The organism is uncultured Pseudosulfitobacter sp. (assembly GCF_963976325.1).
Lineage (GTDB): Bacteria > Pseudomonadota > Alphaproteobacteria > Rhodobacterales > Rhodobacteraceae > Pseudosulfitobacter.
On record NZ_CAXBJW010000002.1, the window covers coordinates 535,996 to 558,364 of the forward strand.

20 protein-coding genes are annotated in these 22,369 nt (G+C 62.8%); 6 read left to right on the forward strand and 14 right to left on the reverse strand.

The genetic code is table 11. The features are described from left to right. Positions 1-30 precede the first annotated feature (30 nt). The 8 genes from trxA to AAC077_RS09850 all read right to left on the reverse strand — a co-directional run bounded on the left by trxA (position 31) and on the right by AAC077_RS09850 (position 11,924). Positions 31-351 carry a thioredoxin gene (trxA, locus tag AAC077_RS09815; protein ID WP_114291824.1) on the reverse strand — a complete coding sequence of 107 codons (321 nt, stop codon included), beginning with the start codon at positions 349-351 and terminating at the stop codon, positions 31-33. A gap of 38 nt (positions 352-389) precedes the next feature. Continuing rightward, the gene (gene addA / locus AAC077_RS09820; protein ID WP_339768993.1) at positions 390-3,779 is read right to left on the reverse strand and encodes a double-strand break repair helicase AddA; all 3,390 of its coding nucleotides are present in this window, start codon (positions 3,777-3,779) and stop codon (positions 390-392) included. After that, a complete protein-coding gene (addB, locus tag AAC077_RS09825; protein WP_339768995.1) occupies positions 3,776-6,733 on the reverse strand; it encodes a double-strand break repair protein AddB in 2,958 nt (985 codons plus the stop codon). Before addB ends, addA begins: the two co-directional genes overlap by 4 nt. After that, complete coding sequence (locus AAC077_RS09830; protein WP_339768997.1) at positions 6,726-7,409, reverse strand: nucleotidyltransferase family protein; 684 nt, start codon at positions 7,407-7,409, stop codon at positions 6,726-6,728. The genes addB and AAC077_RS09830 overlap by 8 nt, the downstream gene beginning before the upstream one ends. Next, complete coding sequence (locus AAC077_RS09835; RefSeq protein WP_339768999.1) at positions 7,388-8,404, reverse strand: phosphotransferase; 1,017 nt, start codon at positions 8,402-8,404, stop codon at positions 7,388-7,390. Before AAC077_RS09835 ends, AAC077_RS09830 begins: the two co-directional genes overlap by 22 nt. Further along, complete coding sequence (gene tsaE / locus AAC077_RS09840) at positions 8,401-8,874, reverse strand: tRNA (adenosine(37)-N6)-threonylcarbamoyltransferase complex ATPase subunit type 1 TsaE (protein WP_339769002.1); 474 nt, start codon at positions 8,872-8,874, stop codon at positions 8,401-8,403. Before tsaE ends, AAC077_RS09835 begins: the two co-directional genes overlap by 4 nt. Before the next feature lie 53 nt (positions 8,875-8,927). Then, complete coding sequence (locus tag AAC077_RS09845; RefSeq protein WP_339769004.1) at positions 8,928-10,460, reverse strand: PAS-domain containing protein; 1,533 nt, start codon at positions 10,458-10,460, stop codon at positions 8,928-8,930. A gap of 75 nt (positions 10,461-10,535) precedes the next feature. Continuing rightward, positions 10,536-11,924, reverse strand: coding sequence for an ActS/PrrB/RegB family redox-sensitive histidine kinase (locus tag AAC077_RS09850; RefSeq protein ID WP_339769005.1), 1,389 nt, complete (start codon positions 11,922-11,924; stop codon positions 10,536-10,538). A 94-nt stretch (positions 11,925-12,018) separates the two neighbouring features. Here AAC077_RS09850 and AAC077_RS09855 point away from each other — a divergent pair, with 94 nt between their 5' ends. Together AAC077_RS09855 and AAC077_RS09860 are read left to right on the forward strand one after the other, a co-directional pair. Beyond that, positions 12,019-12,636, forward strand: a complete 618-nt coding sequence (locus tag AAC077_RS09855) for an SCO family protein (protein WP_339769007.1) — start codon at positions 12,019-12,021, stop codon at positions 12,634-12,636. Positions 12,637-12,705: 69 nt separating this feature from the next. Then, a complete protein-coding gene (locus tag AAC077_RS09860) occupies positions 12,706-13,260 on the forward strand; it encodes an ActR/PrrA/RegA family redox response regulator transcription factor (RefSeq protein ID WP_339769008.1) in 555 nt (184 codons plus the stop codon). Here AAC077_RS09860 and AAC077_RS09865 read toward each other — a convergent pair whose 3' ends face one another. Together AAC077_RS09865 and AAC077_RS09870 are read right to left on the reverse strand one after the other, a co-directional pair. Continuing rightward, a complete protein-coding gene (locus AAC077_RS09865; RefSeq protein WP_339769010.1) occupies positions 13,261-13,749 on the reverse strand; it encodes a GNAT family N-acetyltransferase in 489 nt (162 codons plus the stop codon). Further along, on the reverse strand, positions 13,746-14,354 hold the full coding sequence (locus AAC077_RS09870) for an HD family hydrolase (protein WP_339769012.1): 609 nt from the start codon (positions 14,352-14,354) through the stop codon (positions 13,746-13,748). Before AAC077_RS09870 ends, AAC077_RS09865 begins: the two co-directional genes overlap by 4 nt. Positions 14,355-14,421: 67 nt before the next feature. Here AAC077_RS09870 and AAC077_RS09875 point away from each other — a divergent pair, with 67 nt between their 5' ends. Then, complete coding sequence (locus tag AAC077_RS09875; RefSeq protein ID WP_339769014.1) at positions 14,422-14,712, forward strand: S-adenosyl-L-homocysteine hydrolase; 291 nt, start codon at positions 14,422-14,424, stop codon at positions 14,710-14,712. A gap of 172 nt (positions 14,713-14,884) precedes the next feature. After that, on the forward strand, positions 14,885-16,276 hold the full coding sequence (gene ahcY, locus AAC077_RS09880; protein ID WP_339769015.1) for an adenosylhomocysteinase: 1,392 nt from the start codon (positions 14,885-14,887) through the stop codon (positions 16,274-16,276). A gap of 73 nt (positions 16,277-16,349) precedes the next feature. Here the strand turns inward: ahcY and AAC077_RS09885 are convergent, their stop codons facing one another. From AAC077_RS09885 to AAC077_RS09900, 4 genes are all read right to left on the reverse strand, one after another. Continuing rightward, positions 16,350-16,481, reverse strand: coding sequence for a hypothetical protein (locus AAC077_RS09885; RefSeq protein WP_339769016.1), 132 nt, complete (start codon positions 16,479-16,481; stop codon positions 16,350-16,352). 243 nt (positions 16,482-16,724) lie between these two features. Beyond that, complete coding sequence (locus AAC077_RS09890) at positions 16,725-18,197, reverse strand: heme biosynthesis HemY N-terminal domain-containing protein (protein WP_339769018.1); 1,473 nt, start codon at positions 18,195-18,197, stop codon at positions 16,725-16,727. A 10-nt stretch (positions 18,198-18,207) separates the two neighbouring features. Then, positions 18,208-19,491, reverse strand: a complete 1,284-nt coding sequence (locus AAC077_RS09895; protein WP_339769019.1) for a hypothetical protein — start codon at positions 19,489-19,491, stop codon at positions 18,208-18,210. Between the two features lie 71 nt (positions 19,492-19,562). Further along, positions 19,563-20,267: a uroporphyrinogen-III synthase gene (locus AAC077_RS09900; protein WP_339769020.1), complete on the reverse strand. Its 705-nt coding sequence runs from the start codon at positions 20,265-20,267 to the stop codon at positions 19,563-19,565. A gap of 72 nt (positions 20,268-20,339) precedes the next feature. On the opposite strand from AAC077_RS09900, the gene tsaD reads away from it, so the two are divergent. Continuing rightward, positions 20,340-21,410 (forward strand): tRNA (adenosine(37)-N6)-threonylcarbamoyltransferase complex transferase subunit TsaD, encoded by a 1,071-nt coding sequence (tsaD, locus tag AAC077_RS09905; protein ID WP_339769022.1) that lies wholly within the window; start codon positions 20,340-20,342, stop codon positions 21,408-21,410. Further along, complete coding sequence (locus tag AAC077_RS09910; RefSeq protein WP_339769024.1) at positions 21,407-22,369, forward strand: NAD(P)H-dependent glycerol-3-phosphate dehydrogenase; 963 nt, start codon at positions 21,407-21,409, stop codon at positions 22,367-22,369. The genes tsaD and AAC077_RS09910 overlap by 4 nt, the downstream gene beginning before the upstream one ends.

A 22,369-nucleotide genomic window follows, 5' to 3' on the forward strand; every position in this document is an offset into this window, starting at 1 on the left:
GCCCCTTTCGTTCACTGGCGGTGATGCGACTTAGATCGAATCGTTGATCCAGTTTTGCAGCGCCGCTTTGGGCTTGGCGCCGGCCATGTTCGACACGACTTCGCCGTTCTTGAAGATGAACAGGGCAGGAATGCCGCGCACACCCATCTGGGCGGGGGAATTCGGGTTCTCGTCAACGTTCACTTTGACGATCTTCACTTTGCCTTCCATCTCGGCGGACAGCTCCTCAAGCGACGGGCCGATCTGCTTGCACGGGCCGCACCATTCTGCCCAGAAGTCCACGACAACGGGGATGTCCGAGTTTTTGACTTCGGCGTCAAAGGTAGCGTCTGTAACTGCAACGGTGGCCATAGGGGTGTCTCCTGCCAGCTTGAATGTGGACTGTGAACCTATGTAGCACCCATAGGATCGTCAAGGTACCCCGCCCGTCGCAGGACAGATGTGACCAATGTTTCAGACAGGGGCATCAACGTCTGGTCCGTGGTCCACAGGATCGCCACGTCGATGCGCTTGCCCGCAAACACCTGTGACAGGGCCTGCGCATAGGCCCCCATCTGCAACAACAGCCCGTCGGGGACGGCCTCGGGCGTGTCCGGCACGACACGGTTGGTTTTGTAATCTATCGCAAGGACGTGATCGTCGTGGAGGATCAAACGGTCGATGATGCCGTGCAGTCGCGCAGGACCAAAGGCGGCGGTAACAGGCACCTCGGCCAATGCCTGATCGTGGAACAGATGTGCCAGATGTGGCGCTTGCAGGACCGCGCGGGCGTCTTGCACCGCCATGTCCCACATCGCGTCGGGCATTTCGGCAAAATTGCCGCGGCACACGTCGATGATCGTGGGCCAATGGGCGGCATAACGCCCCGACATGCGTTCCAGCAGCAGGTGCACCGCCGAGCCAAAGGATTTCGCCGTGTCCTCATCCGCGCCCAGATCCCCCGGCAGCGCCTTGGCCCCGCCAAGGTCGGACGGCGACAGCGTTTTGGGTGGCTCGGGCGGGCGCTGGGCAGGGGTGTGGAACATCGGATCAACCTCGGCCCTGAGAGCTGCGGGCGCCGTCTGTTCTTTCAACGGCGGTGCTGACCAATCGCCGTGGCTGAACCGTTTGATCGTCCCCTGATCGGTCAGCGTATCGACCGCACCCATCTGATCCAGCGCGGTCTGCGCGATCTCGTACCAACTGTCGCCATTCTTGCCCGGCTCGCCGGCACCCGCGATGATCAACCACTTTTCCGCCCGTGTCAGAGCCACATACAGCAGGCGCAAGCGTTCCTCTGCGATGTCTTGTTTCTTCTGGTCCATCGCATCGGCAACGGCCTGCGGCATTTCTGCCGCCTTGGGCTTCCACACCGGATGACCGCCCACATCAAACACCTCGTCCAGAATGCGGATGTCGCGTTTGGCGGTGTCGGGCAGGATCACAATCGGCGCTTCCAACCCCTTGGAGCCATGCACCGTCATCACGCGGATCTGGTCCGATGCACTGTCGATCTGGCGTTTGATTTCCAACTGGTCGGTGCGCATCCACACCAGAAATCCGGTCAGGCTGGGCACATCCGTGCGCTCGTATGCCAGCGCCTGCGACAGCATCGCGTCAATGCCGTCCTCGGCCTCGACCCCCAGCCGCCCCAACAGCTTGCGCCGCCCGTCGTGACGCGTCAGCACCCGTTCGATCAGGTCATAGGGGCGCAGGTAATCGACGTTGTCGCGCAGGTCGCGCAGCACGGCGTGGGTCTGCGGAAATTCTTCTTTCCGTTGGCGCAGCGCCGGCCACAGATGGGTTTCAGTGCGTCCGTTGGCCAGACTGAACAACTTCTGCTCGGTCCAGCCGAACAGCGGCGACCGCAGCACCGTGGCCAGCGACAGGCTGTCCTCGGGCGTGGCCAGAAACGACAGCAACGCCGCCAGATCCTTGACCGCAAGCTCGCCGCCGACCTTCAGCCGGTCGGCCCCCGCAATCGGCAGGTCCAGCGCCTTGCAGGCACGGATGATCTCGGAAAACAGGGTGGACCGCCGCTGCACAAGGATCAGGAAATCGCCCGCCTGCACCCGCCGCCGCACATAGGTGCCGGGGGTATCGCCGTCGTCGGGAATTGTCTCGGTGTCCATCAGATGTTTGATGTGTTCGGCCACATCGCGCGCCAGCAGCAGATCGTGGTGCGTCGGGCTGAGCCGGTCTACCGGATCGTACCAGACGTTTTCTTCCTGTTTCTCGGCCTTTTCGCGGAACGGCCACAGGTCCACGCGCCCCGGCAGGTCGGATTTGAACGCGATATGCTGTGCCTGTTTGGCAAACCCGGGCTGGGCGTCCTCGGAAAAACACGTATCGACCAGCCGCAAAACCGCAGGCGACGAACGGAACGAAAAGTCCAGCGTGCGTTCCTGAAACAACTGCCCTGCCCCTTCGATCCGCTGCTGAAATTCCGCCTGCATCCGGTGGAATTCGCGCGGATCGGCCCCTTGGAAGGAATAGATCGACTGTTTGGTGTCGCCCACCACGAACACCGTGCGTTTGTCCTCGGGGCGCGCGCCTTCGCCGCTGGCGAATTCCTCGGTCAGCTTGCGCACCACGTCCCATTGCGCCGGGCTGGTGTCCTGCGCCTCGTCCACCAGTATATGGTCAATGCCGCCGTCGATCCGGTACAGCACCCAGGCCGCGACCTTCTTGTCATACAGCAGGCTGCGCGCCTTGTTGATCAGATCGTCAAAGTCCAGCCAGCCGCGCAATTGTTTGGCCTGCGCATAATGCGCCAGAAACGGTGCCGCAAACCGGTGCAGGCTGTGGGTCTTGCGCGCGGCGGCAAAGCCAAGGCGCAGCGCCCGCGTGTCCTCGACCCGGCGCATCAGGTCCTCTAGCGCGGGCATCATGTCGGCCACTTTGGCCTGCGTCGGCTTGGTGGGGAAACTGCCCAGCTTGGCGGTGAACGGTTCCTTGGCGCTGGCACCGGTCAGAAACACATCTTCCATCACCGCCAGCGCCGACAGGTCCATCCGGTCGATCTGTTGCAGCTTGTATCCTGCCTTGGCGTCCAAACCGCCCTTGGCCAGCAAATGGGGGATCAACGTGGCCAGCATGTCCGCCTCGTTGCCCAGCAACACGCGGGCGGCGACGGCATCGGCGGTCAGATCGGGCGGCAGGTCGAACAGGTTCAGACAACCGGCCCAGTCCAGCGCCGGGGCAAAGCCCGCCTGCTGGCTGACAATCTGGCGGGTCAGGTTTCCGAAATCCTCGCCGGTGAATTGCGCGGCCAGCGCCCGCACGATGTCGCGTTCACCACCCAGCGCCATGCGGTCCACGATGTCGGCGCGCAGCATGTCGGCGGCGCGGTCTTCGATCTCGGTGAACTGCGGGCTGACCTGCGCCTCAAGCGGAAAGCGCCGCAACAGGGCGGCACAGAACGAGTGGATCGTCTGAATTTTCAGCCCGCCGGGCGTTTCGATGGCACTGGCAAACAGCGTGCGCGCGCGGCGCAGTGCCTCGGTCGCAGTGGCATGGCCCGCGCCCAGATCGACCAGCGATTGCGCCAGTTCCGCGTCGGGCAGCATCGCCCAGGCCCCCAGCCGCTTGAACAGCCGGTTCTGCATCTCGGACGCCGCCGCCTTGGTATAGGTCAGGCACAGGATGTGCTGCGGTTCGACCCCGTCCAGCAACAGCCGCGCCACCCGGTCGGTCAGCACCCGCGTCTTGCCCGACCCCGCATTGGCCGACAGCCATGTCGACGCATCGGGCCGCGCCGCCTCAAGCTGGCGGCGGGTGGCTTCGTCCAGAACCGTCATGTCACATCCTCGGGCGTGGCTTTGGTGCCGGTATCCCATTCGCCGTAGCGGGCCAGCTGGTCATAGTCTTCTTCGCTCGCCTCGGAACGCGGCGCGCGACGGGCGGTGAACCCCTTTTCGGGGTCCAGATAGGCTGAAAGCAAGGCGCGCAGGTCTTCCAGCGTTTTCTCGGGCGGCTCGTCCAGCAAGGGTGCCGCGACCTCTTCGGGGGTTGATCCCAGACCGATATACACGGCACCGCGCACGGGGCGCATTCCGACGGATTTGAACCCGCCTTCTTCCAGTATCGCGGCCTCGATCAGCAATTGTTTGTCGAAATGCTTTTGCATCGCAGGCTTAGGGGCCGATCCGGTTTTGTAATCGTACAAAATCGCAGACCCGTCCGAGGTTTCATCAATCCGGTCAGCACGGCAGGCGATGGTCATGCCGATGTCGTCCAGTATCAGTGTGCCCTGCGCGTCCTTTTCCAGCGCCAGCGGCGTCGCGGTTTTGCGCCGTTCCAGTTCCTGCGTCACGAACCAATCAGCCACGCGGGCAATGCGCGCCTGCCACAGGGTGCGGAACGTGGGCCACGGCACCACATCGGCCAGAACCGCGTCGGCGGTCTGCACCAGATGGGCCGCGGTCAGCGTGGTCGGATCGGCCAGCGTCATCGGCAGGAACCGTTCCATGATCTCGTGCAGGACAATGCCGCGCAGCCGCGCATCGGCGTCCTGCACCAGCGGGTTCAGCGGGCGCAGTTTCAGGCAATGTTTGGCGTACACCGCATAGGGATCGCGGATCAGCCGCTGAATGTCGGTCACATACAGCGTGCGGGGCCGCGCGGCGACAGGCGGGCGCGGCGACGGGCGGGGTGCGGGGGCCACGGGTGCCGCCTGTTCCAAAGCACCCGCGCGCGCCAACCAGACATCGCCGCGGTCTTGCGCCGCCTTCAACGCTTCGGGTCCGCCCTGCGCCGGCAAGCCCAGCAGCAGGTTCTGCATCCGGTTGATCCAGCGCGACGGGATGGTTTCGGCGTCGTCCGAGCGCACGGCACGGGTGATCCACACCTCGGGCGCGGCCACGGCCTGTTGAAAATCATGCGCGGCCAGCCCGATGCGCCGTTCGGGCAGCAGCAGCCCCGCCTTGTGACGCATCACACGGTTCAGCCACGGATCGGGTGCGGGCGCTTCGGGCCATGTGCCGTCGTTCATGCCGCCCAGAATGACCAGATCGGCCCCCTGCACCCGCGCCTCGAGCGTGCCCCAGATCATCACGCCGGCAAAAGGCGCGTCGCGGTCGCGTACTTCGCCCGCTGCCAACAGAGCGCCGATCAGGTCGGCATAGTCCGCCGCCGACATGGCCCCGCCCAGCGCGGCCTCGTCCGCCAGGGCATCCATGATGCGCCGTGCTTCGGCACCGGCCTTTTTCGCCCACAATCCGCCGCTGTCTGCGCCGTCTTGCCCGCCTGCCAGCGCCTCGGTCAAAGCGCGGTGCAAGGTGACCCAATCTGACAATTCGTGATCTTCGCCGGTGTCACGGTCGCACACGGTCGCGGCCAGCCAGTTGGCCCATGCGGTGATCTGCGCCACCTCGTCATCGCCCCGCACCGCGCGGGCAGCGGTGGCGACCAGCGTGTCGGGTGTGGGATAGGGCAAGCCGTCCTTGCGGATCTGCAATTCCAGCCGTTGCGTGTTCAGTTGGTGCAGGTTGCGGGTGGCACTGCTGTGCACCAGCGGGTGTTTCAGCAAGGTCAGCAGGGCCTCGGCGTCCAGCGTGTCGCGCAGCAGCGACGCGGTGTGCCGCAACAGCCGTCCCGGCGGCGACAGGTGCAGCGGCACGCCTGCGCTGTCGTCGGGCAGGATGTCCCACCGGTCCAGCGCCGCCGTCACCTGCCGCCCCAGCATCCGGTCGGGGGTGATCAGCGCCGCCGTCTCGCCCCGCTCGGCGGCCTCACGCAGGCGCATGGCAATCGCCAGCGCCTCGGCGCGCGGGGTTTCGGCGTTCACCATGGTGACGCCGTCCAGCGCGCCGGCCAGCCCGTTCAGCTTTGGCCCCTCGACCAGCCACGCGTCGGTGACAGGGGCCGGGCGCAGCGCCAGCGACACCAGCTTGTTGCGCACGGGATCGGGCGGCGGGGTCTGCGTCCATCGGGCGACTTGGGTCGCGTGCATGTCTAGCGCCCGCGCGATGCTTTGGAACCGGTACTGTGGATGATCCTCGGCCAGCAGCCCGTCGGACAGGTTCGACCACACCTCGGGCGGCATGTCGAAATCGAAGCCGGGCAACACCACAGCCCCCTGCGGGAGCCGCGCCACAGCCTGCATCAGCATTTGCACGGTGCCGCGCGATCCGGTCGAGCCTGCCACGATCACCGGGTGCTGCGGTGGCTCGCGCTCCCATTGGTCAATCAGCGCGGTCACAACCGCACGGTGCCGCGCCTGCCCGTCCATCTGGTCGGTGCGCGGCCCCAGATAGGTTTCGGCGATCTGGATAAAGGTCTTGGCCCGTTCCCAATGGCCCGACTGGTCCGACACATCCAGCCCGGTGACCTTGTCAATCGGCACACCCTCGCCCTGCATCTCGTCCAGCAACGCGGCCAGACTGTCCGACAGATCGAACAGCGACGCACGCGGGGCCAGCTCGGTCTGGCGATCCAACAAGCCCGAGACCAACTGGATCAGCTCCAACCGGCGGCGCAACGGTGGCACGGCGGGCGGCGGCACGGGGCCGGTCAGCAGCCCGTCCAGCCCCGTCACCAGATGCACGCGCGGCAACAGGCCGGCGGGACCGGCATCAAACAGCGTGCGCAAACGGCGCTGCATCCGCGTGGTGTTCACGATCAGATCAACACGGGCGATGGCCGTAGGATCGGTCGCGGGCAACCGCGTGCGCAGCCCGTCGATCAACGCAGCGGGGAAATCCACGCCGGGCGGCAGGCCGAACAGGCGCGGGGTGTCAGATGGTTCAAACATCGGCGGCCAACATCTCTTCGGCCAATGCGATCCCCTCGGGGTGGCCGACATCGCACCAGCGGCCCGTGTGGGTGATCCCGAACAGCCGGTTGTCTTGTAGCATCATGTCCCACAGCACATTCAGCGAAAAGCTGTCTTCCGCAATCTCGGTCAGCCTGTCGGTCTTGATGATCTGAACCCCGCCATAAACAGCGCCCTGCCCCCGTTGCAGCCGCCCGTCGTCGCCCACGGCAAAGTCGCCCTGCCCCGCATAGCCGACAGCCTGCGCCACGGGCACACACATCAACAGCGCGTCCATCTGCGCGGGCTTCCATGCCGCGCGCAAGGCTTGCAACGGGTTCGCACCCGTCCAGATTGCATCGGGGTTCACGGTGAACACCGGCCCATCGCCCAGCAGCGGCAGCGCATTGCGCAGCCCGCCGCCTGTCTCAAGGATCGCGCCTGTCTCGGTCACGGTTTGCACGCCGGTATCGGCCAGATGCGCCTGCAACACATGCGGCAGGTAATGCAGGTTGGCGACAATGCGGTCGGGTGCAATCGCCTGCACCATGTCCAGCGCATGGTCGATCAGCGGACGCCCCGCGACGGGCACCATCGGCTTGGGGCGGTCCTGGGTCAGGTGGCGCATCCGCGTCCCGAACCCGGCCGCAAAGATCATGACGGCGGTGTCGCGCATTGGCTTTTGATCCGGTTCAGGGTTTCAGCATCCGGCGCGGGCAGTCCGGCCAGCATGTTGGCCAGCGGGGCCACGTCGGGGTGCTTCAGGTTGGTCTGGATATGTCCCCAGACGCGCGGGATCAGATCGACATAATGCGCCTTGCCGTCACGAATGCACAGGCGGGCAAAAACGCCAAGGATGCGCAGGTTGCGTTGCAGGCCCAGCAGCGCATAGGCGCGGGCGAATTCGGGGGCGTCCTGCGGGCTGGCGGCGATATAGCGCGCGATCATCTGCGCCTCGATCGCGGGGGGCACATCGCGCCGCGCGTCTTGCAGGATCGACACCAGGTCATAGGCCGGATGCCCCGCCATCGCGTCTTGAAAATCCAGCAGGCCAACGCGGGCGATGCCGTCGCGGTCGGGCAACCACAGCAGGTTTTCGGCGTGATAGTCGCGCTGGATCAGCACAGGTGGCGTAGCGTCGAGCGGCTTTAAAGCGGCGTGAAAGGCGGCGCTGAACGCAGATTTCTCTGCCGTCTGAACGCCCCCTGTCGCACCCGCCTGATACCAGTCAAAGGCCAGCGCAGCCAGCGGTGTCATGGTGTCAGCATCATAAGGGGCCAGCGACGGCGGCGTGGCATTGTGCAGCGTGACCAGAACATCGGTCGCGGCCTTGTACAGCGGCAATTCCAGTGCCGCGTCGCGGGGAATGACGCGGGCGAACAGGTCGTCGCCCAAGTCTTCCAGCAGCAGAAACCCGTGCGTTTCATCCTGCGCCAGAATGGCGGGCGCGCTTAACCCCTGCGCGCGTAGGAAAGTGGCGATGCGGACAAAGGGGCGCACGTCCTCGCCCTTGTCGGGGGGCGCATCCATCAGGATCGCGGTGTCGCCCGCGGGCATCTTCAGCCTGTCATAACGGCGGTTCGACGCATCGCCGGCAACGGTGGTGCGGGCAGCATCCTGCCAGCCGGCGGCGGCGATGAACTGCGCCAGATGGGTCGCGCGGTCGGTCATGTGGTCAGTCCTGTCAATCGGTCCTGCCATTTGGGATCGCTCCACGTGGCGCGCAGGATACGTGCGCTGTCGTCCGGTGTGTTCGCCAGCGTCAGATGCAGCGCGGTTTCGGGGGTCAGCTCGCCCAGACGGTCGGGCCATTCGATCAGGCAGATCGCATCGTCAAAAGCGTCGATCAACCCCAGCTCCTCGATCTCGAAGGTCGACGTCAGCCGGTACAGATCGCTGTGCCAAAGCGCGCCGTTTTGCGTGTCATAGGTCTGAACCAGCGTGAAGGTGGGTGATGGCACGTCCTCGTCCTGCAACAGTACGGCGCGGATAAGGGCGCGGGCCAGATGGGTTTTGCCTGCACCCACCGGACCTTCCAACAGGATCACATCGCCGGGCAACAGGCGCACGGCCAGTGCCGCGCCGAATGCGGCGGTTGCATCGGGTGTCTGGAACAGGATGTCAAAGTGCTGTGCGGCCATTGCTGCAACCTACCGTGCGTGGCACCAGCCGCAAGCAAAATGGCTGCACAGGATCAGCCGGTTCGCGCCACTTTCAACGTTTCGGGTGCCCTGGAAACCGCGCCATCCAGCAAATGGAACTGCACCATCGTGGCCCCGCCCGTGACAGGTGTGATCGTGCACCTGATCGCGTTTCCGTCGGTGGTCTGCACCTCGACGCTCCATTCCTTGCGCGGGCCAGATGTTTTGATGAAATCGGATATGTCACGCCACGCCGTCGTTGGCAGGCATCTGGCCTGCCACACGTCGACCGAGTCGGCGATGGTGATGTCGGCGAAACTGCGGTCAGGGTCAAAACCCCACAGGTCAGAATAGACCCGGTTGCACAGCGACAGAACCCCCGCCGGCGAAAACACGGCAAGCCCCTCGGACAGGGCGTCCATCATGGATTGCCCCATGTCCAGCTCGGCGCGGAAATTGCGGGTTATGTTGACCTGGGTGGTGATGTCCTCGATCAGGAAGGCCACGGCGCGATCCGGGTGTGGTTTGCCGCTGACGCGATAGGTCTGCCCCGATTCCAGGGTCCAGGTTTCAAGGTAACGGCCATCGGCGGCGGCCTTGATCAGGTCCGCGATTTCCTGACGCCAAGACCCGTAGTTCTTGGGTTCGGGCATCATCCGGCTTTCGCGCAACCTGTCAAAGAAAGACAGCATGTCGGGCCGCGCGCTTAGGAATTCGGCAGGCAGGCGGGTCAGATCAATCAGCGCCGGATTGAACAGCGCCAACTGGCCCTTGCGGTCGAAAATCGCCAGACCAATGGACAATTGCGCGAATGTTTTGGCCAGCGTCTGCACGAAATTGCGCTGGGCCACCTCGGCGTCGATAACGGCGTCGATGTTGACGGCATGCGCGACAACCAGCCCGTCGATAACCTGTTGGGATGCGTCGTACCAACGGACCAGTCCGTCAGGTTGGGTGGTCACCGATGCGCGGTGCTGAACCGGTGCGGGCGCGGACCCCATAACATCATCAAACAATGCATTTGGCGCGTTTCTGTCGTGTCCAATGCGGCGTTGCAATTCCTCGTAGGCGGCATTTGACCAGACCAGCTTGCCCTGTTCGTCCTTTTGCCACATCGGATAGGGCGCCGATCCGCAAGAGCGTTCCAGCGTCTCGATCTTGGATTGCAGTGCAAGCAACCGTTCGCTTTGACCCAAACTCAGATCCGATACGCCGGGCAGGCACAGCTCGACCACGGGCCCGCGTTTTTCCAGCGTCAGCAGGCCGGTATCGCCGGCCATATGGGCTTGAATGTAATGCATCCCCTCGGACAATTGCGCGGGGTCGGGCGGCAGTGACTTGAACCGGTGGCGCAGCTGTTCGTACAGCAAATCCCAGGTCAGCGTTTCCAGGGTGCAATCCAGGGCGACAAGCGCTGCGGCGTTGGAGTGTAAGGCAAGGTTACCTTCAAACAGGATGCTGATTTCTGAATCGAATTGGGCAGCGGCGTTTTTCTGGAGCACGTCCAGCCAGACAAACAACCCCAAGGCGGCAGCGGCCGAGGTCAGTGCAACGATGACGAATGTGATGATGTCAATTAACGGCATGATACGCCCAAGTTCGAAAAGAACCTGAACAAAACAAACATCAAAAGGTTAACAGAACGTTAACCGATGGAAAACTTACAGTGAAAACCGTTGGTTCGGCCCCAGCTCGGCTGTGCTTGCTTCAATTTTGCGACGAACCCAAACGACCTCGACGATGGCCCCCAAACGGGCTTGGCGCACACGGCTTGGCGGCGCATAAGGGTCTGATCCGTTTTCGAAATTCAGTTCGGCCCCGGATCGTTCCAGCAGCGTTTTGGCAATGAACAGGCCCAGCCCCATCCCGTCATAAGCCGGCCGCACCTGCTTGTCGGTGATCGACCGGCGGCGGGTCACGAAAGGGTCGCCGATCCGGCCCAGCATTTGCGGTGGATAACCCGGGCCGTCGTCCATGATGCGCAGCGATATGGTGCTGTCGTCCCAGTGCGCCTCGACCCAGACGTTCGCCTTGGCGAAATCCACCGCGTTCTGGATCAGGTTGCGCAGCCCGTGGATGATCTCGGGTTTGCGCAGGATCGACGGTTGGTCAATCTCGTCTCCGGATTCGGGGTCGTGGGTGTAATGGATGTGCTTGCCGCGATGGCTGTGCGGTTCGGCGGCCTCGGAAATCACGGCCATCAGCGGGGCCTGCCGCAGGTGCAGGTCATCCTTGCCCGCCCGCCCCATGTCACGCAGAATATCGCGGCACCTGTCCGCCTGATCGCGGATCAGCTCGGCATCCTCGCGCAGGTCCGGCGCGTCGCGCAATTCTTCGATCAACTCGGCACTGGCCAGCTTGATGGTGGCCAGCGGTGTGCCCAGTTCATGCGCCGCTGCGGCCACCACGCCCCCCAGATCGGTCAGCTTCTGTTCGCGCGACAGCGCCATCTGCGTGGCTGACAGCGCATCGGACATCGAATCCATCTCTGACGTCACCCGCCGCGAATAGGCGCCGATGAACACGATAGCGATGACCAGCGCCGTCCACTGGCCGAACACGAAAATGTCGGGAATGCGCAGGATCAGCCCCTGATCGGTGCGCAGCGGAAAGTGGTATTCCGACAGCACCGTGACCAGAACAATCGCCGTTCCCCCGGTCATGATCGCCGACCGCGCGGTCAGCACGGCGGCGGAAATCGTCACCGGACCCAGCATCAGCAAAGCAAAAGGATTGTTCAGCCCGCCAGTCAGAAACAACAGAAACGCCAGTTGCAACAGGTCGAACATGACCATCATCAGGTTTTCGAATTCGCTAAGGCGTTTGTTCTCGGGAAAGACAAAGATCGCGATCAGGTTGCCTATGACCGACACGCCAATCGCCAGATAACATAGGCCCAGCTCCAGTTGCAGCCCGTACAGCCGCTGTGCCACGGTAATCGCCGTCAACTGGCCGATGATGGCCACCCAGCGCAGCAGGATCAGCGTGCGCAGACGTATCCAGCTTGATCGCTGGGCGCGTGTCATCAGGTCAAGGTCGGGCTGGGCCATTATGTCACGATGCAGTTGATTGAAATTCACATTAGGGCTGCATACCAGTGTTCCACGCAGCGCCAACCGGCGCAATCCTTAGCCCGAGGCCGTTATGACCCGTCTTGTTGCCATTCTTGCCGCTGTTGTTGCCATTGCCGTCGTCGGTGGCACCTATCTGTTCACCCGCACAGGCGATGACGACCAGTTTGCCCAGTGCCGCGGCAGCGCGGTTGCCGGCGGCGCAGGTCAGATCGGCGGCCCGTTCGAGTTGCTGAACAGCAAGGGCGAAACCGTGACCGACGCGGATGTGATCACCGAACCGTCGCTGGTCTATTTCGGCTATACCTTCTGCCCCGATGTCTGCCCCTTTGACGTGGCGCGCAACGCCGACGCCATCGACATTCTGCAAGACAACGGCACCGCGACCACCGGCGTCTTTATCTCGGTCGACCCCCAACGGGACACGCCCGAAGTCGTAGGCGAATATGCCGATGCGATGCACGAGAAAATGATCGGCCTGACCGGATCGCCCGAACAGATCAAGGCGGCAAGCCAGGCCTATAAAACCTACTACAAGGCGCACCCGTCCGACGATGACCTGTACCTTGTCGACCATTCGACATTCACCTACCTGGTGTTGCCAGAGGTCGGTTTTGTCGACTTTTTCCGCCGCGAGGTGACGCCGGAACAGATGGCCGAGCGGGTCCAATGCTTTGTTGATCATTCCTAGCGGGCGTTTGACGCGGCGTGCGCAGCACTACATAGTTGCAGACAGTGATTTTCGTGCAGGAGAGACGGCATGACCGAGGTGACCCCCGAGGATATCGGTGAAGACAAGTCGCTGCTGCTGGTGGACGACGACGAGCCGTTTCTGCGCCGGTTGGCCAAAGCCATGGAAAAGCGCGGCTTTGATGTCGAAACTGCGGATTCCGTGGCGGGCGGCCGTGCGATTGCAACCGCCCGACCGCCTGCCTATGCGGTTGTCGATCTGCGGCTCGAGGATGGCAACGGTCTGGACATTGTCGAGGTGCTGCGCGAACGCCGCCCCGATGCGCGGGTTGTGGTGCTGACCGGCTATGGTGCGATTGCGACCGCCGTGGCGGCGGTCAAGATCGGCGCCACCGACTATCTGTCGAAACCTGCGGATGCCACCGACATCACCAATGCCCTGCTGGCGCGCGGCGACGACCTGCCCCCGCCCCCCGAAAACCCGATGAGCGCGGACCGTGTGCGTTGGGAACACATTCAGCGGGTGTACGAGCTGTGCGACCGCAATGTCAGCGAAACCGCGCGGCGTCTGAACATGCACCGCCGGACCTTGCAGCGCATTCTGGCAAAACGGTCGCCGCGCTGATTATTTCAGGTCAAACCGCTTGCTGATCTTGTTGACCACCTGACCGCTGTCCAGCGTCACGCCCTGATCAAACGCCCAGTCGCGAAAGCCCCGGCTTTGATAATACGTCAGCCCGCCCGCGTTGTCGGCGCGGATCGTGGCGTTGATCCAGTCATAGCCCAAATCCGCCGCCGCCCGGCGCGTGGCGTCAAACAACGCCGACCCGATGCCCAGCCCCGTGCGGCCAAGTTGCACGAAACTGGCGATGTCGCAGGCCTCGGGCGGCAGTTTCGCATGGGGCGCAATCCACTGGAAGCCGACAACCCTCTCAGCGTCGTCCACCGCCACCTGCCACGACGACCGGTCGGGATCGACGGCCATCCAGTCCTTGATGTCCCTTGCCGTCACCGGACGGGTCAGTGCCGTGGTCCCGCCCTTTTCGATGATCGCATTCAACAATTCGGCCATGGAAGATGCATCCAGAGCCGAGGCATGGCGCACATAGATCATGGCAACATCCCCAACAACGCGGCATGACGGGCGGTAAAGTCTGCGCGGGTCTCAACCGGCGGGCGCAACACGATCGACAGGCCGTCCATCAGCGCAGCGTCGGGCTTGCCGAAAATCTTGTCCGCCTCGGCAATGGAAAACCCCGCAATCTCGGTTGCTTCCATCCATGCGCTGACCGTGTCGGCCCGCTTGATCTGTTTCTTCACCGCCACCGGAACCTTGGCCGGCAGGCCAAAGCGCAGATGCACCGCCGCCTCCAGCCGTTCATCCAGCACGCCGTAGCTTGGCCCGATGGCCGCCTTCACCGGCGAGATCATATCGCCGATCACATATTCCGGTGCATCATGCAGCAGCGCCGCAAGCCGCCACTTGGCGGGGGCGTTGGGCGCGATGCGACCATAGATGGTTTCGACCAGCAAGGAATGCTCGGCGACCGAATAGGCATAGTCGCCCCGCGTCTGTCCGTTCCACCGCGCAACGAACGCCAATCCGTGCGCAATGTCCTCGATCTCGATGTCCACAGGCGTCGGGTCCAGCAGGTCCAATCGCCGCCCCGACAGCATCCTTTGCCATGCTCTGGGTGCGGTTTTCGATGCGCGTGCCATGTAACCTCTTGCAAAAGAACGGAACCATTTTTGCCCTGTGTGTGTTCTATCCTTGAAGGAGCACATCATGAAACCCGTTTTGACCATCACAGCACTGATTTTGTCCGCATCGACCGCAATGGCCGACAGCGTCTGCATGTCCAGCGCCGAAATGGAAGCATCGCTGGTGGATTGGTACGGTGAAACACCCGTTGCCGGTCAAGAAGCCAAAGACACCCAATTGTGGGCGTCCGAGCGCAACGGAACATGGTCGCTGGTTCAATATCTGCCCGACGGCAACAGTTGTGTGCTGGAAACCGGCGAAGATTGGAATGGCGGCAAGGATGCTGGCGAAGTGCTGGCCATGCTGACCGACTGATTACAAATCGGTGGACCCAAACCGACCGGCCCGACATCCGTCAGGCCGGTTTTGTCATGTCTGGACGGTCGATCCCATCGCATTGGCGTTACATGTGCGGGGTTATCCATTGTTTAGAAAGGGTCAGACTGCTATGCGCTGGTCAAATTTCACAACACCCAAGAGGGCCCTCATGGCAAACGACTATATCGTCAAGGACATCGCGCTGGCCGATTATGGCCGCAAGGAACTGGATATTGCTGAAACCGAAATGCCGGGTCTGATAGCCCTGCGCGAGGAATACGGCGAAAGCAAACCGCTCAAGGGCTCGCGCATTGTCGGGTCGCTGCACATGACGATCCAGACCGCTGTTCTGATCGAAACGCTTGTGGCGCTGGGCGCTGACGTGCGTTGGGCATCGTGCAACATCTTCTCCACTCAGGACCACGCAGCGGCGGCCATCGCGGCCAGCGGCGTGCCGGTCTTTGCGATCAAGGGCCAGTCGCTGGTCGAGCATTGGGATTATCTGGACAAGTCGTTCATGTTCGAAGACGGCCCCAACCTGATCCTGGATGATGGCGGCGACGCCACGCTGTACATCCTGCTGGGCGCGCGCGTCGAACAGGGCGAGGACGAGTTGATCGCCATTCCGAAATCGGAAGAGGAAGAGGCGATTTTCGCCCAGATCAAGAAACGCATGGCCGCCAGCCCCGGTTGGTTCACCAAGATGCGCACCCAGATCGTTGGCGTTTCCGAAGAAACCACCACGGGCGTGCACCGTCTGTATGATCTGAAAAAGCAGGGTCAACTGCCCTTCCCCGCGATCAACGTGAACGACTCGGTCACCAAGTCCAAGTTCGACAACAAATACGGTTGCAAGGAATCGCTGGTTGACGGCATCCGCCGCGCCACTGACACCATGATGGCCGGCAAGGTTGCTGTCGTCATGGGCTATGGCGACGTCGGCAAGGGTTCGGCCGCATCGCTGCGCGGTGCCGGTGCCCGCGTGAAGGTGACCGAGGTTGATCCGATCTGCGCGCTTCAAGCGGCAATGGACGGGTTCGAGGTCGTGCTGCTGGAAGACGTGGTTGCCGACGCCGACATTTTCATCACCACCACCGGCAACAAGGACGTGATCCGCATCGAGCACATGCGCGAGATGAAGGACATGGCCATCGTTGGCAACATCGGCCACTTTGACAATGAAATTCAGGTCGCTGCCCTGAAAAACCACAAGTGGACCAACATCAAGGAACAGGTGGACATGATCGAGATGCCCAACGGGCACCGTCTGATCCTGCTGTCCGAGGGCCGCTTGCTGAACCTTGGCAACGCCACCGGTCACCCGTCGTTCGTGATGTCCGCCAGCTTTACCAATCAGGTTCTGGCGCAGATCGAACTGTGGACACGTGGCGACAACTACGAAAACGATGTCTACATCCTGCCCAAGCATCTGGACGAAAAAGTCGCCCGTCTGCATCTGGCAAAAATCGGTGTCAAACTGACCGAACTGAACGCCGAGCAAGCCGCCTATATCGGCGTCACGCCCGAGGGTCCGTTCAAGCCGGAACATTACCGTTACTGACCGGCCCTGCCGTTTTGGAAATGCGAAAGCCGCCCTGTCATGGGGCGGCTTTTTTCGTTGGCTTGGTCCGTCTTTACAGCGGCATCGTCATCAAAACGGTCAGAACCGATCCCAAGACCACCAGTGACACCAGCCCGCCAAAGCCGAGCATCAACGCCTTTGGCGAGGTCAGGCTTAGTACTCCACCTGTATCCGGTCGAGGCATCGGGGCGGTTCTTCTGGGTGTGGCTGCACGAACGGTCTGCCCGTGCTTTGCTTCTAGCCGCTTAATGCGTTCCTGAAAGCTATTTGAAGTCGTCATAATCAGTATCCGTCGCAAGTTGTCAGGGATGGCCGTGGCCAGCGCTTATCCTAAAGATGACGCGAAACTGCGACAGGAATACGGCGGGAATGGTATGAAACTGCGGACAGACAAAAGGCCACAAAGTTTCCCCTGTGGCCTTTGCAATCAGGTGCGCTGGTTCTCTGTCGGATCATCCGGTGCGTCCGGGTCCAACAGCTCGGCATCCTCGATCATCGACAGATCGGGCGCGGGCTGGGGTTCGGGATTTCCCACGATCATCGGCAACATGCCGATGCTGCCGGGCATCGCAACCTCGGCCATGGGTGGTTTGATCCACGCCAGCGTGTCAAAGCTTTCGCAGTTTTCGCAAACCGGCTGCCAATTGGCATGAATGTGCAGGCAGTTCTCGCAGACCCATTGCGGGCCACGCGGCACCGTCAGGGCGCGGGTCAGCCAACCCTTGACCACGTTGTCCGGCGCCCCTTCGCCACGTTCGATTGCGGCCAGCAGGGTTGCGACGCGCGCGGTCGGATCGGTTTCGAACAGATCACCCAGATCGCGCCGCGCCTGCGGGAAATCCTCGTTGGCGATGTGCAGTTCAGCCAGCAGCATCCGCGTTTCGGCATGGTCGCGGTGCAGTTTGGTCAGCGTCTGAAACCGTTTCATCCGCGCGGCGGCGTCTTCTTCTGGCTCAATCGCGGCAAAGGTCGCGGCCAGATCGGGATGCGGCATCGCCTCCCATGCCTTTTTGATCACGCGGGTGGCGTATTTCTTGTTGCCCTGCTCGATATAGCTTTGCGCGGCCATCACGGCGGCGGGGATCAGGTCGGGCGACAAACGGTTCGCCTCGATCGCCGCTTCGCGGGCTTCGATGGTCTGATCGGCCTCGAACACCTGCTTCGCCTCGGACAAAGCAAGTACAGCATCGCGCCGTTTATGTACATCTCTGGGCAACGCGCCCGCCTTCAACTTGGTGTGCAACGTGTTGCGCGCACCGGCCCAATCGGACGACTGCGCTTGCAATTTCAGCAACACATCGCCGGTTTCCGTGTGGCGCGGTTTCAGCGCGAACGCCTTTTTGGCCAGCTCCATCGCGGTGGCCGTGTCGCCCTCGGCCAGCTTCTGTTTCATGATGCCGCGCACCCCGACAAATCGGGTCTGTTCGTTCTGGATCAGCTTGCGATAGCTTTGCTCTGCCTTGCGCCGGTCGCCTGACATTTCAGCGGCTTGCGCGGTCAGCAGGTCGGTCAGCTCGGGACGTTTCAGGTATTTTTCAGCTTTCGCCGCCTTGGTCATCGCCATCCGGCCTTCGCCCGATGCCAGCGCCATCATGCCCTCGGCCAGCGCGTCAAAGCCCTTGGCCTGACGGTTGCGGGCGAAATAGCGGGTGATCGCTGTCTCGTCGCCGTTCAGGAAATGCCAGACCGCGATCAGCGCGCCGATCACCTTGATCAGCACCCAGACAGCAAACACCAGCACCACCAGCGCCATGACCGATTCAAGCGGCCCCAGCGTAAATTCGGTGCCTGCGACAACAACCTGAATGCCGCCCTGACTTTCCAACAAATAGCCTGCACCCAAGGCAATGGCTGCAACGGCGCAGACGAACAGAATGATTTTTACCAGTGACCAGATCATGCGGGTCCCCTCAGTTCGCGGCCAAACGCTGGATCAGCGTTTCGGCGGCATTCATAGCCTCAAGACGGGCCTGTGCGGCGTCCATCCAGGATTGCAGTTCGGCCTTGGCCGGTTCGGGCAAGGCGTCGGCTTCGGCCAGCGCATCGGCCAAGCGGCCCTGCCGCGTGGCGTTCTCGACGCGCGACAGGATGGCGTCGGGGTCAGTGCCCTCGCGGGGCTGGACCGACCGCGCGCCAAGCTGGCGTTTCAGAAACCCGCCAAAGCCGCCATCGGCATCTGTGGCATTGGTCCGCGCCGCAGCCAGCGCGGCACGGGCGGCATCGGGCAGGGTTTGTTGCAGCTCGGACAGCGGTGTCACGCCGTCGTCGGCAACCCGTTGCAGTTCGGCGGGAATTTCGATGTCACTGTTCGCATCCACATCGGCCAGCGCCGTGGCAAAGGGTGCACCGCTGTCGATGGCTGACAAAACCCGGGTGGCCGCCGCGCGGGCCAACGTATTGCCCGCTGCTGCCGTGGCTGTTTCCTGCATCAATTGCGCATCTTCCAGCAACTTGTCGATCTGTTCCTGCTGCGCTTCCATCTGTTGGGTCAACGCTGCCACATCTGCATCAGAGCTGGCATCAGACGATGCTTGCGGGCGCTGTTCCAACCCGTCGATCCGCGCGACCAGATCTTCCACGGATGCGTTAAGGGCGTTCAGTGTTTCGGAATTGTCCGCAGGTGCGTCAGGGATCTGTCCCCGCAACGTGTCAACCTCTGCCTGCAACTGGCTGACGGTCTGGCCCATCGCCTCGATGCTGGCGGTGGTGTCCGCGCTTTCCCCGGCGCTGCGCCAGCTTTGTGGCAGGATCGGGTCGATGACCTGCGATTTACCGGCGACTAAGCCAAGGCAGGCGGCAACCACACCGCCCAGCACCAGCGGCCAAAAGGGATTGCTGTTCTGTTGGGGCTGCACGGCGGGCACGAACCTGTCGTTGTCCGGGGCGGTCGGCTCTTCTTCTACCGGCGGTTCCTGCGCATGGTCATCTTCAGCCGCAGGCATTTCGGTCGCGTCGCTGTCCACGACAGAGCTGTCCGCAACCGAGTCATCGTCTTGCGGCACGTCCGGTTGCGGGGTGTCTGCAATCGGAGTGTCAGGTTTCGCATCAGGTTCGGGCAAAACCAGCTCGTCGGACTCAGGCTCCGGAGGCGTTTTATCAAACTCTGCGCTCTGATCCTCGGGGGTCACATCGACAGCGACCTTATCTTCGTCTTCCGTTGGACCGCCGGATTTAGGAGACTTGGGTTTCGCCACAATATTACCTTCCGATTCTCGAACGTTATCACGCACGCCCGTTCAAACTTAGCCGCCAGCCTTGGCGTGCTTCAAGCCGATAGCGCCTGCGCAAGCAGTTTTTGCACCACCTCAATCATCCCACCCCTGTCGGGGTTCCCTGCTATTTGCAGGGCCAGATGATCGACACCGGCACAGTTTGCAGCGGCAGCAGGGCTGATCGCACCCAGATACAGCGGAGCCTTGCAAAGTGCATCCTCACTGAAATGTAGCGCGCTGCGTGGAGAAAAAAGAGGCACAATGACAGGATCGGACCCTTTTAACCGGTTTTGCGCAACGTCAGACAGCGGCAACAGCACCTGATCGTACACCGCGACACTGTTGGCGGCCAATCCGGCGGCCTGTAAATGGCCCGCAACATCGCCGCGCGTGTGGGTGCCTGAAAAATGCACCAGGTGCCCCGTGGGGCGCTGTGCCGTCAGCGCGGCAACCAGCGTTTTGGCGTCCTGACCCATTTGCTGCGCCTTCCAACCTGCCATGGTCGCGGCGTTTGTGGTGGCCTGCCCAAGACAGAACGCAACCCGCCCCAGCGCCTGCGGCCCGTGCGCGACGCCGTGGGTGGACGTAAAGATTGCCGCATCGCAATCGGGCAGGTCCGCCGCAACCGGTTGAATGTCGATCAGCGGTGATATGACGACGTCGCAACGTTCCGTAACAGCATCGGGCAGGGCGGCGACAAAGGCGCGCGATCCGGCCGCAGGGCGGGTCATCAAAAGCGTGATCCGGTGCCGTGACATGCTGTGCTCTGGTTGTTTGAAGGATGTTCAGGTGTTACCTCGGAGCGGAACAATGCGCAACGGACACGCATCATGACAAACGAACTGACGGTGCTGGGCATCGAAAGCAGTTGCGACGACACGGCAGCGGCGGTGTTGCGGGGACGGCAGGTGCTGTCGTCGGTGGTGCTGGGACAGACCAGCCTGCACGCGGATTTCGGCGGCGTCGTGCCCGAGATCGCGGCGCGCGCCCATGCGGAAAAGCTGGATGGCGTGGTGCGGCAGGCGCTGGCTGAAGCAGGCTCTGACACGGGCGATATAGACGCAATTGCCGTCACTGCGGGGCCGGGTCTGATCGGTGGTGTGGTGTCGGGTGTGATGCTGGCCAAAGGGATGGCGGCGGCGCTGGATGTGCCGCTGTATGGTGTGAACCACCTTGCCGGACACGCGCTGACGCCGCGCCTGACCGATGCGGTGGCCTATCCTTACCTGATGCTGCTGGTGTCGGGCGGGCATTGCCAGTTTCTGCTGGTGTCCGGGCCGGATGCGTTTCGCCGACTTGGCGGCACCATCGACGATGCTCCGGGAGAGGCATTCGACAAAGTGGCCCGCCTGATCGGCTTGCCGCAACCCGGTGGCCCCTCCATCGAAGCGGCGGCCAAACGGGGCAACCCCAAACGCTTTGCCCTGCCGCGTCCGCTGCTGGACCGCGAGGGGTGCGATATGTCGTTCTCGGGGTTGAAAACCGCAACCTTGCGGGTTCGTGACAAGGTGATTGCGGACAAGGGTGGGCTGACCGAGCAGGACCAGGCCGACCTGTCCGCCGGATTTCAGGCCGCCGTTGCGGATGTGCTGCAAGAGAAATGCCGCCGTGCCTTGGCTGCCAGCGGTCCGGTGACTGCGCTGTGCGTGGCCGGTGGCGTGGCCGCAAATCAAACCATTCGTGCCGCGTTAGGGACTGTTTCGGATGCTGCAAACATCCCCTTCGTCGCGCCGCCGTTGGCGCTGTGTACGGACAACGCGGCGATGATCGCCTATGCTGCCATCGAGCAGATGCAAACCCGCGACGCTGACGGCATGGACCTGTCGGCGCGGCCCCGCATGCCGCTGGACACGACCAGCCAGGCGATGCTGGGCAGTGGCAAGAAGGGGGCCAAGGCATGAGCGTTTCTGTCCTGGGTGCAGGTGCCTTTGGCACGGCATTGGCGATCTCTTTGGCGCAAAAGGGCAATGTGACGCTATGGGCGCGCAACCCCGATCATGTGGCGGACATGCAATCAAGCCGCACCAATGGAACGCGGCTGCCGGGGGTTGATTTGCCGCCAAATCTGTCTCTAACAAGCGATATTGCGCAGGCTTTGGCCGCTGATGTCATCCTGCTGGCGGTTCCGATGCAGCGGCTTGCGGGGTTTGTGACCGATCACATCCCGCATGACAGCACCGCCAATCTGGTTGCTTGCTGCAAGGGGTTCGAGGTGTCGACCGGACGCGGCCCGGTCAGCGTGATCCGCGATGCGGCCCCGCACGCCACCGCCGCCATCCTGACCGGACCCAGCTTTGCCGCTGACATCGCGCGCGGCCTGCCCACCGCGCTGACGCTGGCCTGTGCAGACGTGGAGGCGGGTGAGATGCTTCAACAGGCTCTAACAACGCCAAATCTGCGTCTATATCGGACCACGGACACCCAAGGGGCCGAGCTGGGCGGGGCGCTGAAGAACGTCATTGCCATCGCCTGCGGTGTCGCCATCGGTGCGGGGCTGGGGCAAAGCGCGCGGGCCGCGCTGATGACGCGCGGGTTTTCGGAAATGACCCGTCTTGCCCGCCACATGGGCGCGGAAACCGCGACGCTGGCCGGCCTGTCCGGCTTTGGCGACCTGGTGTTGACCTGCACGTCAGAGCAATCGCGCAATTACCGTCTGGGCCTGTCGCTGGGGGCCGGAGACAGTTTTGACCCCACCACCACGGTCGAAGGCGCCGCCACCGCCCGCGCGATTGTGCAGATGACGCAGACCAGCGGCGTTGATATGCCTATCACGCAGACCGTTGCCCGCCTGTTGGATGGTGCGGCCGACGTTCCCACATCCATGGCGGCCCTGTTGTCGCGCCCACTGAAGGAAGAATAA

Coding starts and splice junctions, on each gene's coding strand:
- AAC077_RS09910 (WP_339769024.1), top strand. CDS start 21,407: ATGAGCGTTTCTGTCCTGGGTGCAGGTGCCTTTGGCACGGCATTGGCG.
- trxA (WP_114291824.1), bottom strand. CDS start 351: ATGGCCACCGTTGCAGTTACAGACGCTACCTTTGACGCCGAAGTCAAA.
- tsaE (WP_339769002.1), bottom strand. CDS start 8,874: ATGGCCGCACAGCACTTTGACATCCTGTTCCAGACACCCGATGCAACC.
- ahcY (WP_339769015.1), top strand. CDS start 14,885: ATGGCAAACGACTATATCGTCAAGGACATCGCGCTGGCCGATTATGGC.
- AAC077_RS09875 (WP_339769014.1), top strand. CDS start 14,422: ATGAAACCCGTTTTGACCATCACAGCACTGATTTTGTCCGCATCGACC.
- AAC077_RS09835 (WP_339768999.1), bottom strand. CDS start 8,404: ATGACCGACCGCGCGACCCATCTGGCGCAGTTCATCGCCGCCGCCGGC.
- AAC077_RS09885 (WP_339769016.1), bottom strand. CDS start 16,481: ATGCCTCGACCGGATACAGGTGGAGTACTAAGCCTGACCTCGCCAAAG.
- tsaD (WP_339769022.1), top strand. CDS start 20,340: ATGACAAACGAACTGACGGTGCTGGGCATCGAAAGCAGTTGCGACGAC.
- AAC077_RS09870 (WP_339769012.1), bottom strand. CDS start 14,354: ATGGCACGCGCATCGAAAACCGCACCCAGAGCATGGCAAAGGATGCTG.
- AAC077_RS09865 (WP_339769010.1), bottom strand. CDS start 13,749: ATGATCTATGTGCGCCATGCCTCGGCTCTGGATGCATCTTCCATGGCC.
- AAC077_RS09830 (WP_339768997.1), bottom strand. CDS start 7,409: ATGCGCGACACCGCCGTCATGATCTTTGCGGCCGGGTTCGGGACGCGG.
- AAC077_RS09850 (WP_339769005.1), bottom strand. CDS start 11,924: ATGGCCCAGCCCGACCTTGACCTGATGACACGCGCCCAGCGATCAAGC.
- AAC077_RS09860 (WP_339769008.1), top strand. CDS start 12,706: ATGACCGAGGTGACCCCCGAGGATATCGGTGAAGACAAGTCGCTGCTG.
- AAC077_RS09845 (WP_339769004.1), bottom strand. CDS start 10,460: ATGCCGTTAATTGACATCATCACATTCGTCATCGTTGCACTGACCTCG.
- addB (WP_339768995.1), bottom strand. CDS start 6,733: ATGTTTGAACCATCTGACACCCCGCGCCTGTTCGGCCTGCCGCCCGGC.
- addA (WP_339768993.1), bottom strand. CDS start 3,779: ATGACGGTTCTGGACGAAGCCACCCGCCGCCAGCTTGAGGCGGCGCGG.
- AAC077_RS09900 (WP_339769020.1), bottom strand. CDS start 20,267: ATGTCACGGCACCGGATCACGCTTTTGATGACCCGCCCTGCGGCCGGA.
- AAC077_RS09890 (WP_339769018.1), bottom strand. CDS start 18,197: ATGATCTGGTCACTGGTAAAAATCATTCTGTTCGTCTGCGCCGTTGCA.
- AAC077_RS09855 (WP_339769007.1), top strand. CDS start 12,019: ATGACCCGTCTTGTTGCCATTCTTGCCGCTGTTGTTGCCATTGCCGTC.